At 65.8% G+C, this 13,500-nt stretch carries 8 protein-coding genes; all 8 read right to left on the reverse strand.

From position 1 onward, the window contains the following. Window positions 1–307 precede the first annotated feature (307 nt). Window positions 308–1,303 carry an HD domain-containing phosphohydrolase gene (locus ACP7B7_RS21575; protein WP_426078015.1) on the reverse strand — a complete coding sequence of 332 codons (996 nt, stop codon included), beginning with the start codon at window positions 1,301–1,303 and terminating at the stop codon, window positions 308–310. Window positions 1,304–1,328: 25 nt separating this feature from the next. Beyond that, complete coding sequence (locus ACP7B7_RS21580; protein WP_426078016.1) at window positions 1,329–5,045, reverse strand: PAS domain S-box protein; 3,717 nt, start codon at window positions 5,043–5,045, stop codon at window positions 1,329–1,331. Window positions 5,046–5,428: 383 nt separating this feature from the next. After that, entirely contained in the window at window positions 5,429–7,909 is a 2,481-nt protein-coding gene (locus ACP7B7_RS21585; RefSeq protein WP_426078017.1) for a TonB-dependent siderophore receptor, read from the reverse strand. A gap of 83 nt (window positions 7,910–7,992) precedes the next feature. Next, a complete protein-coding gene (locus ACP7B7_RS21590) occupies window positions 7,993–8,952 on the reverse strand; it encodes a FecR domain-containing protein (RefSeq protein WP_426078018.1) in 960 nt (319 codons plus the stop codon). After that, on the reverse strand, window positions 8,949–9,449 hold the full coding sequence (locus ACP7B7_RS21595) for a sigma-70 family RNA polymerase sigma factor (RefSeq protein ID WP_426078085.1): 501 nt from the start codon (window positions 9,447–9,449) through the stop codon (window positions 8,949–8,951). Before ACP7B7_RS21595 ends, ACP7B7_RS21590 begins: the two co-directional genes overlap by 4 nt. Before the next feature lie 105 nt (window positions 9,450–9,554). Beyond that, complete coding sequence (locus ACP7B7_RS21600; protein ID WP_426078019.1) at window positions 9,555–11,849, reverse strand: xanthine dehydrogenase family protein molybdopterin-binding subunit; 2,295 nt, start codon at window positions 11,847–11,849, stop codon at window positions 9,555–9,557. Continuing rightward, complete coding sequence (locus ACP7B7_RS21605; RefSeq protein ID WP_426078020.1) at window positions 11,846–12,880, reverse strand: FAD binding domain-containing protein; 1,035 nt, start codon at window positions 12,878–12,880, stop codon at window positions 11,846–11,848. The genes ACP7B7_RS21600 and ACP7B7_RS21605 overlap by 4 nt, the downstream gene beginning before the upstream one ends. Then, the gene (locus ACP7B7_RS21610) at window positions 12,877–13,449 is read right to left on the reverse strand and encodes a (2Fe-2S)-binding protein (protein WP_426078021.1); all 573 of its coding nucleotides are present in this window, start codon (window positions 13,447–13,449) and stop codon (window positions 12,877–12,879) included. The genes ACP7B7_RS21605 and ACP7B7_RS21610 overlap by 4 nt, the downstream gene beginning before the upstream one ends. Between the last annotated feature and the right edge of the window lie 51 nt (window positions 13,450–13,500).

The raw sequence follows: 13,500 nt of genomic DNA on the forward strand, positions 1-13,500 counted from the left end.
GGTGCGAGATCTACATCGCTGGCTTTGAGCCTAAGGGCGGATACGGCATCCAGTTACCCGGTCTTGATATGCCTACCAAGAATTTTGACAGCGGTCGATGTTGTTCGCAACACCACCAACCGCATGAGAGGAATAATACAAGGTCGGATTAGCAGGGCGAAGCCGTGCGTAATCCGACACCACCGTTAGCGCCAACAATGTCGTCGGATTACGGCCTTCGGCCTAATCCGACCTACTTTGCTTTCGAAGACAGTCGACAAGAGAAGCGCAGGTCGGATTAGCGTAGCGTAATCCGATGCAGATATACCTATACCGGCTCTTTCCACTGCGCCTTGATCTCCAGCATGGCCGGCAGATTGGCGATAAACAGTTCGATCAGTTCGGGATCGAAGTGCACGCCGCTGTCGCGCCGCATGGTGTCGATCGCCTCTTCCACCGTCCAGGCACGCTTGTAGGGGCGCTCGCTGGTAAGGGCGTCGAACACGTCGGCGATCGCCACGATGCGCCCCTCGAGCGCGATTTCCTCGCCTTTCAAACCGTTCGGGTAGCCGCTGCCGTCCCATTTTTCATGGTGCGTCAGGGCGATGGTGCGCGCCATTTTGAGCAAGCCCCCGGCATGTTCGCCGATGATGGCCTCGCCGATTTCGGCGTGGCTGCGCATCACCTGCCATTCGTCCGCATCGAGCTTGCCCGGCTTTTGCAGGATGGCGTCGGGGATGCCGATCTTGCCGACATCGTGCATGGGCGCGGCGTTCAGCAGGTCTTCGGCCTGGGCCTCGCTGAAGCCGGCGGCCAGCGCCAGCTGGCGCGCGTAATAACTCATGCGGATGACGTGCATGCCGGTTTCATTGTCCTTGTACTCGGCCGCCTGGCCCAGCCGCTGGATCACCTGCAGGCGCGAGCGGCGCAGTTCGGCCGCGTCGACCAGCGACAGATGGGTACGCACGCGGGCGCGCACGATGGGCGGGCTGACCGGCTTGGTGATGTAGTCGACGGCACCGGCGTCAAAGCCTTCCGCCTCGTCCTTCACGTCGGCCAGGGCCGTGACGAAAATGACGGGAATGGCCGCCGTCAGCGGCATCGCTTTGAGCTTGCGGCACACTTCATAGCCGGTCATGGCGGGCATCATGATGTCGAGCAGGATCAGCTCGACCGGATTGCTCTGCGCCAGCTCCAGGGCCTTTTCGCCGTCCTTGGCATACAGCAGACGATAATCGTCCTGCAGGATCTGGCGCAGCACCTGCAGGTTGGTCGCTTCATCGTCGACCAGCAGCAGGGTCGGTTTTTGTTCGGGTAATTTCATGTCGATACATTAACTCAGATTCGGATCAGGATGATACAGCACCGTCTTCTTCGGCCGCCTGCGCCTGCAGCCACTCGAGCAACTGCCTGAGCACGGCGGCGGCGCGCGCAAATTCGAAGTCGTCGATGGCGCCGGCCAGGGTTTGCAGCTGGCGCTGCCCGGCGTGCGGCGCCAGCAGGGCGGTAACGTCCGCCATCAGGGCGTCGTCGAGCTGGCCGCCTTCCAGGCTGGCGATCGCCTTGCGCAGCACCGCTTCGGCCGCCGCGTGGTCGAGCGGCACGCCGGGGGCGGCCACGCTGGCCACGCCGGCCTGCGCGCCCTCGCCCACTTCGACCGCCAGCGCGGCAAACGCCGCCGCCAGCTGTTCCAGCAGCTCGGCCACCGGCGCCTGGTGGTGCAGCGCCTGCTCGATGCGGCCGAGGATGCCCTCGATCTGCACCAGGCACAGATTGGCGGCCGCGCCCTTCAGGCGGTGCAGCAGGTGGCCGGCCACGCTGGCGCTGCCGCGATCGATCTCGCGCGCCAGCAGCGCCGTGCTGTCGCCGTTGGTCTTGGCGAAGCGGCTTATTGCGCGCGCCAGCGCATCGCGTCCGCCCCACAGGGCCGTGCCGCGCTGCCAGTCGACCTGGCCGCCGGCAAAGCCCAGCGCCGCCTGCTGTGGCGCCAGTCCGGTGTCGACGGCGATGTCGAGCAGGCGCGCGATTTCCGCCGTCAGCTTGTGCATTTCCAGCGGCTTGGAGGCAAAACCGTTCATGCCGGCCGTCTGCGCGGCGCGCCGGTCCTGTTCCAGCACGCTGGCCGTCAGGGCGATGATCGGCGTCGGTTTCAGGCCCTGCTCGCGTTCGTGCACGCGGATCAGGCGCGTCGCTTCCAGGCCGTCCATGCGCGGCATCTGCACGTCCATCAGCACGATATCGTAGCTGCCGTTGCGAAATTCGCGCACAGCGCTGTCGCCATCGCCGGCGGTGATCACCTGGTGGCCGGCCGCGCCCAGGCTGATCATCTGCAGTTCGATATTTTGCGGTACGTCGTCGGCCGCCAGGATGCGCAGCGGCGGCAAGGCCAGCGCCGGCTGTTCGCTGCGGCGCAGCACCACCTTGCCGGCCGCCAGCGGCAGCAGCACGTGGAACACGCTGCCCACGCCGAGCGTGCTTTCGACCGTGATGGTGCCCCCCATCAGTTCGACCAGCTGCAGCGAGATGGTGGTGCCCAGGCCCGTGCCGCCGAAGCGGCGGCTCATCGAGGAATCGGCCTGGGTAAATGGCGCGAAGATCTTGTCGAGGCGGTCGGCCGGAATGCCGATACCCGTGTCGTGCACGGCGACATGCACGCTGGCGCCGCGCATGTCGACGGCAACACGCACCTGGCCCGCTTCGGTGAACTTGACGGCGTTGCCGATCAGGTTGGTCAGCACCTGCTGGATGCGGCGCGCGTCGCCGAGGAAGAACTGGCCGGCGCGCGGATCGTAGTCGACCAGCAGCTCGATCTCCTTGTTGTGGGCCGTGATGCGCAGCGAGGCGGCCACGTGGTCGACCAGGTCGGGCAGCGAAAAGTCCACCAGTTCCAGTTCGGTCGCGCCCTTTTCCAGCTTGGCCGTGTCGAGGATGTCGTTGAGCAGCTCCAGCAGCGAACGGGCCGACTGGCGCACGGTGGTCAGGTGGCGCCGCTGCAGGCTGTCCAGCGCCGTGCCCAGCAACACTTCCGTGAAGCCGATGATGGCGTTCATCGGCGTGCGGATCTCATGGCTCATGTTGGCCAGGAACGAGGTTTTTGACTCGGCCGCCAGTTCGGCGCGGTCCTTGGCGGCGCGCAGGTTTTCCTGCATGGCGCGCTGCTCGCTGATGTCGGTGGCCAGCTTGACCACCTTGAACGGCTTGCCGTCGGCATTGAAGATCGGGTTGTACGAGGCCTGGATGCTGATCTTCTTGCCGTCCCTGCCAATGCGGTTGTATTCGGCGGCGTCGAATTCGCCATTGCCCAGGCGCTGCCAGAACAAGGGATAGTCTTCGGACTGCACGTAGTCCGGTTCGCAGAACATGCTGTGATGCTGGCCCAGCACTTCGTCCAGCCGGTAGCCGACCAGATCGAGGAAGTTCTGGTTGGCGGCCAGCACCCTGCCCTGCAGGTCGAATTCGATCACCGCCATGGCGCGCGAAATGGCCGTGACCTTGCCTTCGTATTCGGCGTTGCGCAATTCGCTTTCGGTGATGTCGAGGATGACGCCGTCGATCCAGCGCACCACGCCGTCGTTGTCCAGCACCGGGCCGCTGCTTTCACGCACCCAGCGTTCGCGCCCGTCGCGGTGGATCATGCGGTAGACGTTTTCAAAGTCGCGTTTCTGGCCGGCCGCCTGCACGCAGGTGTCGTTGACGCGCTGGCGGTCGTCCGGATGGACGATGTCGAACATCCTGACCCTGCCCTCGATGAAATCCTCGGGCATCCAGCCGGTCAGGTTATAGACGGCGTCGCTGATGAAGATCATCTGCCAGTCCGGCGCAAAGCTGCTGTGGAACGATACGCCCGGAATATTGCGGATCAGGGTGCGGTACTGGCGCTCGCTGTCCTTCAGCGCCTGCTCCATGTTGCGCGACGAGCGCATGTCGGTGACGAAGGCCACGAACAGCGGCTGGCCCGGCGTGTCGATCTTGCCGATGGCGACGCGGATCGGCAGCATGGCGCCATCCTTGTGGCGACCTTCCAGCTCGCGGCCGCTGTGCAGGATGCGCGAGATACCGGTGGCCACATATTCGCGCAGATAGCCCTGGTAGATGGCCGCGTCGTCATCCTGCAGCAGCAGGTTGGCGTCGCGCCCGAGCATCTCGGCTTCGCGCCAGCCGAACAGCGCTTCGGCGGCCGGATTGAACGAGCGCACCTTGCCCTGGCCGTCGATGGTGATCAGGCCGTCGGCGGCCGTGTCGACGATGGCGCGCAGGCGCGATTCGCCCGCATTCGCATGGCGCAGCAGCTGGCGGTAGCGCAGCAGGCCATTGGCGGCGGCGACGAACACGGTCAGGGTAACGGTGATCAGGGCCACCGCCAGCGCGATGAACGAGGCCTGCACCGTGATGGTGCTGCTGCCTGCGGCCGGCATGCCCGAAAAGCGCGCCGCCAGCATGCCGGTGTAATGCATGCCCGAGATGGCCAGGCCCATCACCACGCTGCTGGCCAGCAGCGCCGTCATCGGGCGCAACTGCAAGCGCGAGGCGGCCAGGCCGAAGCGTATCCACAAGGCCAGCACGGCCATGACGATGGCCACCACCAGCGACAGCGCGAACAGCCATGGCTCATAGTGCAGGTCCAGTGCGCTCTGCATGGCGGCCATGCCGCTGTAATGCATGGAGCCGATGCCGGTGCCGACCAGGACGCCGCCGACCAGCAATTGCGGCACGCTGATCCGCGGGCGCGCCAGCAGGTGCAGCGCGACCCAGGATGCGGCCATGCCCGGCAACATCGACAACAGGGTCAACCGAGGCTCGAAGGTGACATGGGTGCACAGGTCGAACGCCAGCATGCCGATGAAATGCATCGACCAGATGCCGCCGCCCAGCGCAATGGCGCCCGTGACGATGGCCGTCTGGCGCTGCAGCCGCATGTCGCTGTCGCGCGCCATGCCGGCCACTTGCAGCGCCATGAACGAGGCGAAGATGGCGATGGCGATGGAGATGAATACCAGCCCCGCGTCATGGGTGCCGTACTGGTAAGGCATCGAGGCCGGGCCTGTCGCGAACATTGAACTGAGCATGTGCTTCCGTGAGCATAAGATTAACAAGCGGCGCAACGCGCGCCAGGGGCGCCACTATCGCAACCATCAGGCGACGCGGCAAACAGGAACAGGGAGTATCGACCGGATGATGGCACGGTCACCAGCCCGCGTTTTCGGGGCGGGAAAAGATGTCTTCCAGATGCCTCCCGGGAATGGGAAAAGCGGCATGCGTGCAAACCCCGGCGCGGCCAGTGAAAAAAGCGGCAACCAGCGTGACGATGATGAATCTGACGAAGGAAGATTATAGTTGCTTTTGGAAAATATTCATAGGACTTCAGCAAGTCCATGGCAAGCAAGACAAGGTTTTGCGGCGATTATGCGACAGCGCTCGGGCCGGCGCCGTGGCGCCGGCCAGTCTACTGCTACAGCTTGTAATTGAGCGTCAGCAGCGCGCTGCGCGGCGCGCCATAGCGTGCCAGGCCGCCCGACCAGCTGTAGCCCAGCGCCTGGTAATAATGGCGGTCGAAGACATTGTCGACATTCAGGCGCAGCTGCAGCTTGTCGTTGATGCGGTAGCCGGCGGTGAGTCCCGCCACCATATACGCACCCTGCGAGGTATAAAAACCCGTCTCGCGGCGGAACATCCTGTCCTGCGCCTGGATCGACGCGCCCACGCTCCATGGCGCCAGGCTGCCGCCCGGCTGCCAGGTGGCCGACAGCTTGAGCAGCTGTTTCGGTTCGTCGGTGGCGATGCGCTGGCCGACATTGGCGGCGATATCATCTTTGGTGTACTTGGCCATGACATAGGTATAGCCACCGGCGACCTGCCAGCCCGGCAAGGGCGAGCCGGATACCTGCAGGTCGACGCCTTCGCTTTCCACTTCACCGGCCGCGCGCGCGCAATAGATGGCGCCGCCGGTCGGGCAGTTGCGTTCGTCGGCCATTTCGCGGTTGCGCTGCTTGATGCGGAACAGCGCGGCGCTGGTATTGAGCGCGCCGCCGAAGTACTCGCCCTTGACGCCCACTTCATAGTTGGTGCCGCTAAGCGGCGGCAAGGTATTGCCGTTGACGTCCATGCTGCTTTGCGGCTCGAAGATCTGGGTGCCGCTGACATACACGGAATGATGCTTGTCCAGGTCGTAGACCAGGCCCAGGTAGGGCGTCAGCCTGGCGCTTTCATCGAGGCTGCGGCGCCACGTAAATCGGGTTTCGTACCAGCCGGTGACGTCTTGCGTGTACCAGCCCAGGCGCGCGCCCATCACCAGGTGCAGCGGGTCGGCCAGGCTGAAATTGCCGGCCGCATACAAACCCTTCTCGCGCGTCTTGCGGCCCCAGTTATACGGTTCCAGCACGCCTGCCTGCATGGCATAAGCCCGCGGATTCCAGTTGCGGATATCGATCACGCGCGTGCCGGCGCCTTCCCAGCTCTGGCCCGCGTCGGAATCGTCGTCGCGGTAGCTGGCGCCGATGATCACTTCATGGCGGCGGCCGAACCAGGTGACGGGGCCGCTCGCGCGCAGGTCGGCCACCACCTGGCCGGTGCTGTACTTCCAGCCGGTTTCGGACTGCCGCAGCAGGTAGGTCTGGCCATCGATGCGGCTGTTGGTGGTGTTGCGGGTGGACGATTTGGCGTCGACATGGGTGGCCGCCAGGCGCACCTTCCAGCCGCCTGCCAGCTGGTGTTCCAGGTCGGCGAACAGCACGTCGTTGTCGCGGTCCTGGAAGGAATCGGCGTTGTTCAGAAAGGTCGAGCGGGGCAAGTTCATGTGGCTGCCGTCGGGCAAGGTCGGCAGGCCGACAAAGACGCCGTCGGTGCGCGTGCTCTGGCGTGAAAAGCCCAGGCCCAGGGTGGTATCCGGGCCCAGGTCGGCTTCGACGATGCCGTACACGGTGCCATTCCTGTGCTTGACCACGTCGACAAAGCTGTCGCTGTCGCGCCAGCTGCCGGCCACCCGGCCGCGCAGGCTGCCCGATTCGTTGAGCGTGGAGCTGGCATCGACCGTCACTTGCTTGTCGTTCCAGCTGCCCAGCGCCACCGAGCCATTGAGCAGCGGCGTGGCGGTCGGGCGCTTGCGCACCAGGTTGATGCTGCCGGATGGTGCGCCCGCCCCTTCCATCAGGCCCGTGGCGCCGCGCACCACTTCCACCCGGTCATACATGATCATGTCGGCCGACACATTGCGCTGGTTGAAGCCGGTAACGTCAAGTGGCAGGCCATCGACATTGACGTGGGTCAGCGCAAAGCCGCGCGCATAGTACGAGGTTTCCTGGTCCGTCACGCCGGGCTGCTTGGTATAGATGCCGGGCGTGGCCAGCGCCACGTCCTGCAGGGTGGCGAGATTGAAATCGTCCATCTGCTGGCGCGAAATGACACTGACCGACTGCGGCGTCTGGCGCTGCGACAGCGTCAGGCCGGTCGCCGTGCGCATGTTTTTCGTCGTATACGAACCCGTGCCCTCGGTATTGCGGTCCGCTTCGGCGCTGATGGTAACGGCCGGCATGGTGGCCAGGCTGACGTCCGCCGCCTTGCGCACCACGTAATTGCCATTGCCGCTGTCGATGGCCTCCAGGCCGCTGCCTTCCAGCAGTTTCTGCAGACCCTGCAACGGCGTATGGCGGCCCTGCACGCCCCTGCTGCGCAAGCCGGCGAGCGGCAGTCCCTGGGTCGACAGGTTGACGCCGGCGGCGACCGCATAGCTGGCGAGCGCCGTCTGCAGGTCGCCGGCGGCGATCCGGACCTCGCGCGCGCCGGCGGCCGTGGTGGTTTCCGCAGCGCGGGCCGGCTGCGGCACGATGCCGAGCGCGGTCGAGGCGCCCATCAACAGGACCAGGGCGGCGCGCACGGCGCGGGCGGTGGGGTGCAATGGAATCGGTGTAGCGCAAGCGTGGTGCGGCAAAAGCATGGAGTCCCTTTCTATCGTCAGAAGTAGCGTTCTATCTGTTATGACGAAGCAGAATCAAAAAAGGGACATGCAACGCCAACTCTTCACGCCGGCCCGACGCTGACCCAGTACGGCGTGCGCAGGCTGACACGGATCGGCAGGGAAACCTGCAGCAGCGCCAGTATCCGGTCGGTATCGTTGAGCTGGAAAATGCCGTCGACCGGCAGCCGCGCCACGGCCGGGTCGCAGCGCACGACGCCACTCCGGTAGCGCGCGAGCTGCGCCAGCACCTCGCCCAGCGGCGTGCGGTCAGCGATCAGCACGCCCTGCAACCAGGCCTCGCTGCCGGCCGCCGCGGCGGCAATGCCGGCCACCGCGTTACTGTCAAAACTGGCTTGCCAGCCGCTGTCGACGGTGCGCGCGGCATGCCGCGCCTGCGCCGGCACGATTTCCACCGCGCCCTGCGTCACGCACACATGCGTGCGCGGCGAGAACAGGCCGCCTTCCTGGCGCACGGCAAAGCGCGTGCCGAGGGCGCGCACGCTGCCATTGGCCGAGCGCACCATCAGCGGGCGCGCCACCCTGGCCGGGTCCGGCGCGCTGCGCAGATGGATTTCGCCCGCGTGCAGCACGATCAAGCGGGTCGTATCGTCGAAGGCCACGTCGATGGCGGTGGCGGTATTGAGGGCCAGCTGGGTGCCGTCGGGCAGCAGCACCTGGCGGATCTCGCCGGTGGCGGTGCTGATGCCGGCGCGCCAGGATTGCCACCACGGCGAGCGGCTGGCCAGCAGCAAAGGCGGCGCGGCGCAGGCGATCAGTATCGCCAGCTGCTTGACGGCGCGGCGGCGTTGTCCTTGCGGCTGCTGCTGGCGCAAGGCGGGCGGCACGATGGCCAGTGTCTGGCACAGCAATTGGGCGCGCCGCCAGGCCTCGAGGTGAGCGGGATGGCTGTTGCGCCAGGCCTCGAATGCCTGCTGCTCGGCGGCGCTCAAGGCACCGTCGCGCAGGCGCACCAGCCACTGCGCCGCCTCGCGCGCCGCGCCGGGATCGATCGCGGCGCTCACAATATCAGCAGGATGCACTGCTCGAAGGCCTGCACCATATGGCGCTTGACGGTGCGCTCGCTGATACCGAGACGCGCCGCGATCTCGGCGTAGCCCATGTCATCGACATGGGCCATCAGAAAGGCGCTGCGCACCGCATCGGGCAAGCCATCGAGCATGGCGTCCAGGCGCTGCAACGCCTGCAGGATGATCAAACGCTCTTCCGGCGACTGCATCAGCAGTTCCGGCTGCTGCGCCAGCACTTCGAGCCAGGCCTGTTCCAGCGACAGGCGCCGGTAGTGGTCGATCAATAAACGCTGCGCCACGGTCGTCAGGTAGGCGCGCGGTTCGCGCAAGGCCGGCATGGCCGGCTGCGGTGCCGCCAGCAGCCGCACGAAGGTATCGTGCGCCAGGTCGGCCGCCTGGTCGGCGCAGGGCAGCTTGCCGCGCAGCCAGCGCAACAGCCAGCCATGGTGGCTGCTGTAGATGCCGGCGATGGCCTGGCTGGACTGCGCAATATGCACGACGGGCTCCTGCTCAATTGAGAATAATTCTCATTATCTCAAGTGTAACCGCACCGCGTCAATGCCCTTGCGGCATCGCCAGCGCTTGTTGCGGTAGCGCTACATGCTCATCACCTTGTCCGGCGTCATCGGCGTGCTGCGTACCCGCTTGCCGGTGGCGTGATAGATGGCGTTGGAAATCGCCGCCGCCACGCCGACAATGCCGATCTCGCCCACGCCCTTGGCCCCCAGGCGGCTGACGATGCGGTCGTCCTCCTGCACGAAGATGACGTCGATATCGTGGATATCGGCGTTTACCGCCACATGGTATTCGCCCAGGCTGTGGTTCATGAAGCGGCCCAGCGCATGGTCCATCTGGGTTTCTTCGTGCAGCGCCTGGCTGATGCCCCACACCACGGCGCCGCTGACCTGGCTGGCGGCCGTCTTGGTATTGATGATGCGCCCGGCCGCCACCGCGCTGACCACGCGCGTGACCCGCACCGTGCCGAACTCCTCGTCCACCCGTACTTCGCAGAACACGGCCGAATGCACGGCGCGCGTGTATTTGCGCTGTTGCAGCATGTTCGGCAGCAGCAAATATTTTTCCTCGACCTTCGCCATCTCGGCCGCAGGCAGCAAGGCTGTCAGCGCGATACCCGTTTCCTGTTCGCGGCGCAGCCGCACGCGCCCCTCGACAAACTCCACGTCGGCAAAGCGCGCTTTCGGAAATGGCGAATCGGGCAACTGCCTGGCCAGCTTGAACAGCGTCTTTTTGAGTTTTTCACAGGCACCCTGCACCGCCGAACCGACCGTGGCCACATGCGAGGAACCGCCTTCGATCGGCGCCACCGGCAAGGTGGAGTCGCCGAGCTGGAAGGCCACGTGTTCCAGCGGCAGGCCCATTTCCTCGGCCGCGATGGTGGCCATCACGGTGTACGTGCCGGTGCCGATATCGGTGGCCGCGCTGCTGACCACCAGCCGCCCGTCCGCATGCAGCACCGCGCTGGCGCGGGCAAACATCTGCATCGCGTCCCAGATGCCGGTCGCCATGCCCCAGCCCACCCACTCCGTGCCTTCCTTGCGGCTGCGCGGCGCCAGCGGACGCCGGCTCCAGCCGAAGCGCTCGGCGCCCTGCGCGTAACAGGCGCGCAGCTCCTTGGTCGAATACGGCAGGTCGTCGACGGGATTGGACTCGGCATAATTCTTCAGCCGGAAGGCCAGCGGGTCCATGCCCACCTGGTATGACAATTCATCCATCGCCACTTCCAGCGCATGCACGCCGTGGGCCGCGCCGGGCGCGCGCATGTCCATCGGACTGAACTGGTCCAGGTCGACCAATTGATAGCCGAGGCGGATATTCTCGCAGGCGTACAGCTGGCCCGACCAGTTCACCACCGCTTCCACATAGTCCTCGAAGCGCGAGGTTTCAGCCGTGGCGTCGTGCGCGATGGCCTGCAGCACGCCGTCGCGGCTGGCCGCCAGTTTGACGCGCTGCCAGGTTTCGGGCCGGTGGCCGAAGGTAAACATCTGCTGGCGCGTCATCACCACCCTCACCGAACGCTGCAGTTTCAAGGCCGCCATCACCGCCAGCGGCAGCTGGTACTGGGGCCGCAAACCGGCACCAAACGCGCCGCCCACATAGGGGTTGCGCACCGTGACTTCGGATTTCGACAGGCCGAACACGCGCGACACATACCAGCGGCTGTTCTGCGAGCTTTGCGTCTTGTCGTAGATGGTCAGATGGCCGTCGGCCGCGCGGATCACGGTCGACGCAAACAGCTCCATCGGGTTGTGGTGCTCCACGCCGCTATAGTATTCGGCATCGATCTTGCAGTCGGCGTCCTGCCACGCCTGCTCCGCGTGGCCTTTTTCATCGGGCGGCGGGGTGTAGCCAGCCTTCAGCCCCTTCGGCTTGTGCGGCCGCGACAGATAATTGAGCAGCCCCGTTTCATGCGGTTCTTCCGCATAACGGACTGTCACCAGCGCCGCCGCATGGCGCGCCGCTTCGAACGTTTCGGCCACCACCAGCGCCACCGGCTGGCCATTGCTGACGACCTGCTCGTCGTACAGGGGCCGGAACGGCGCGCCGCCGGGGGCCGTCATGTCCTTGTAGAACAGGTCGAAACTGCGCATTTTCGGCCGGTTCAGATAGGTGATCACCTCGACCACGCCGGGCTGCGCCAGCGCAGCGCTGGTGTCGAACGAAATAATGCGCCCTTTGGTGATGGTGCTGTTGACCACCACGCCGTGCAGCAAGTCGTCAGTGAGGAATTCGGCCGCATAGCGCGCCGCGCCCGTCACCTTGTCGCGCCCGTCCACGCGCGGCACGGCGGTGCCGGTTTTTACATAGCCGGTACCCGCGTCCGCCACCGGCGTGCGCAGTTCCGGGATCAATGCTGTCGTCGCCGTGCTCATGCCGCTCCCCTTGCCATCACCGTGCCGCCATGGCCCGTATTGTCCTGCGTGCCGGCCACCGCCATGTTCAGTGCGCGCACGATGGCGCGCCGCGCCATGACGATCTTGAAATCGTTGCCGCCCTGCCCCAGCGCCCCATCCAGCAGGCGGTCGGCAAAGGCGCCGAAGCGGGCCGGATCGGGCGGGCCCTGAAGCAGCGCTTCCGCCTCCGGCAGGCGCCACGGCTTGTGCGCCACGCCGCCCAGCGCCACGCGCCCTTCGCGGATCGCGCCGTCCTCGCCGATATCGAGCATGGCCGCCACCGACACCAGCGCAAACGCATACGAAGCGCGCTCGCGCAGCTTCAGGTAGACCGAGTGCGCCGCAAACTGCGGCGCCGCCGGCAGCGCGATATGCGTGATCAGTTCGTCCGGCGCCAGGTTGGTGTCGATCTGCGGCTGGTCGCCGGGCAGGCGGTGGAATTGGCCGAAAGGAATCGCCCGCTCGCCATTGCCGGACGCCACATGCACCACGGCGTCGAGCGCGCGCAGCGCCACGCACATGTCGGACGGGTGCGTCGCGATGCAGGAATCGCTGGCGCCGAGGATGGCGTGCTGGCGCGAAATGCCGCCGATGGCCGGGCAACCGCTGCCCGGTTCGCGCTTGTTGCACGGCACGCCAACGTCGTAGAAATAATGGCAGCGCGTGCGCTGCAGCAGGTTGCCGCCATTGCTGGCCATATTGCGGATCTGCGGCGAGGCGCCGGCCAGGATGGCCGCGCTCAATAGCGGCGCGCGTTCCAGCACCAGCGGATGGGCGGCGGTGGCCGCATTGCGCGCCAGCGCACCCAGCCGCAGGCCGCCATCGTCATCGGCTTCGATGGCGTCCAGCGCCAGCCGGTTGATATCGACCAGGCGCTGCGGCAGCATCACGCGTTCCTTCATCAGGTCGACCAGGTTGGTGCCGCCGGCGATAAAGCGCGCCCCTTCGGCACGGATCTGCGTCAATGCGGCGGCCTGGTCGAACGGCACCACGAACGAAAGCGGATTCATGCGGGCACCATGCCGACCGGCGCGCTGGCCTGGCCGTCCTGTGTTTCCGCGGGCAGTTGCATCACGTCAGCCAGCGCCGCGACAATCTGCGGATAGGCGCCGCAGCGGCAGATATTGCCGCTCATCAGTTCGCGCACCTGGGCGCGCGTCGTGGCCTGCCCTTCGGCGATCAGCCCCATGCCGGAACACAGCTGGCCCGGAGTGCAGTAGCCGCATTGAAAAGCGTCGTGGGCGATAAAGGCCTGCTGCAGCGGATGCAGTTCCGTGCCTTCGGCCAACCCTTCGACGGTGGTGATCTCGCGGCCTTCCTGCATCAGCGCCAGCGTCAGGCATGAATTGATGCGCTTGCCATCGACCAGCACCGTGCAGGCGCCGCACTGGCCGTGGTCGCAGCCCTTCTTGGTGCCGGTCAGGGCCAGGCGGTCGCGCAGCAGGTCGAGCAGGCTGACCCAGGCTTCGACATGCAGCTGGTGCTGCCGGCCATTGATGTTCAGCTTGAGCGGATACAGCGGCACCGGCGGTGCGGCGTGAGCGGGGGAAACAGGCGTGGCGGGCAAACGGTTATCCATGGCAAACCCTTCCAGATAGATCGTGGGAATGCCTGAATATTAAGATTGTAG

The organism is Janthinobacterium sp. PSPC3-1 (assembly GCF_049896105.1).
Taxonomy (GTDB): domain Bacteria; phylum Pseudomonadota; class Gammaproteobacteria; order Burkholderiales; family Burkholderiaceae_D; genus Janthinobacterium.

Excerpts from the sequence above, each read along its gene's own strand:
- ACP7B7_RS21575 (WP_426078015.1), bottom strand. The coding sequence starts at position 1,303 with ATGAAATTACCCGAACAAAAACCGACCCTGCTGCTGGTCGACGATGAA.
- ACP7B7_RS21580 (WP_426078016.1), bottom strand. The coding sequence starts at position 5,045 with ATGCTCAGTTCAATGTTCGCGACAGGCCCGGCCTCGATGCCTTACCAG.
- ACP7B7_RS21585 (WP_426078017.1), bottom strand. The coding sequence starts at position 7,909 with ATGCTTTTGCCGCACCACGCTTGCGCTACACCGATTCCATTGCACCCC.
- ACP7B7_RS21600 (WP_426078019.1), bottom strand. The coding sequence starts at position 11,849 with ATGAGCACGGCGACGACAGCATTGATCCCGGAACTGCGCACGCCGGTG.
- ACP7B7_RS21605 (WP_426078020.1), bottom strand. The coding sequence starts at position 12,880 with ATGAATCCGCTTTCGTTCGTGGTGCCGTTCGACCAGGCCGCCGCATTG.
- ACP7B7_RS21610 (WP_426078021.1), bottom strand. The coding sequence starts at position 13,449 with ATGGATAACCGTTTGCCCGCCACGCCTGTTTCCCCCGCTCACGCCGCA.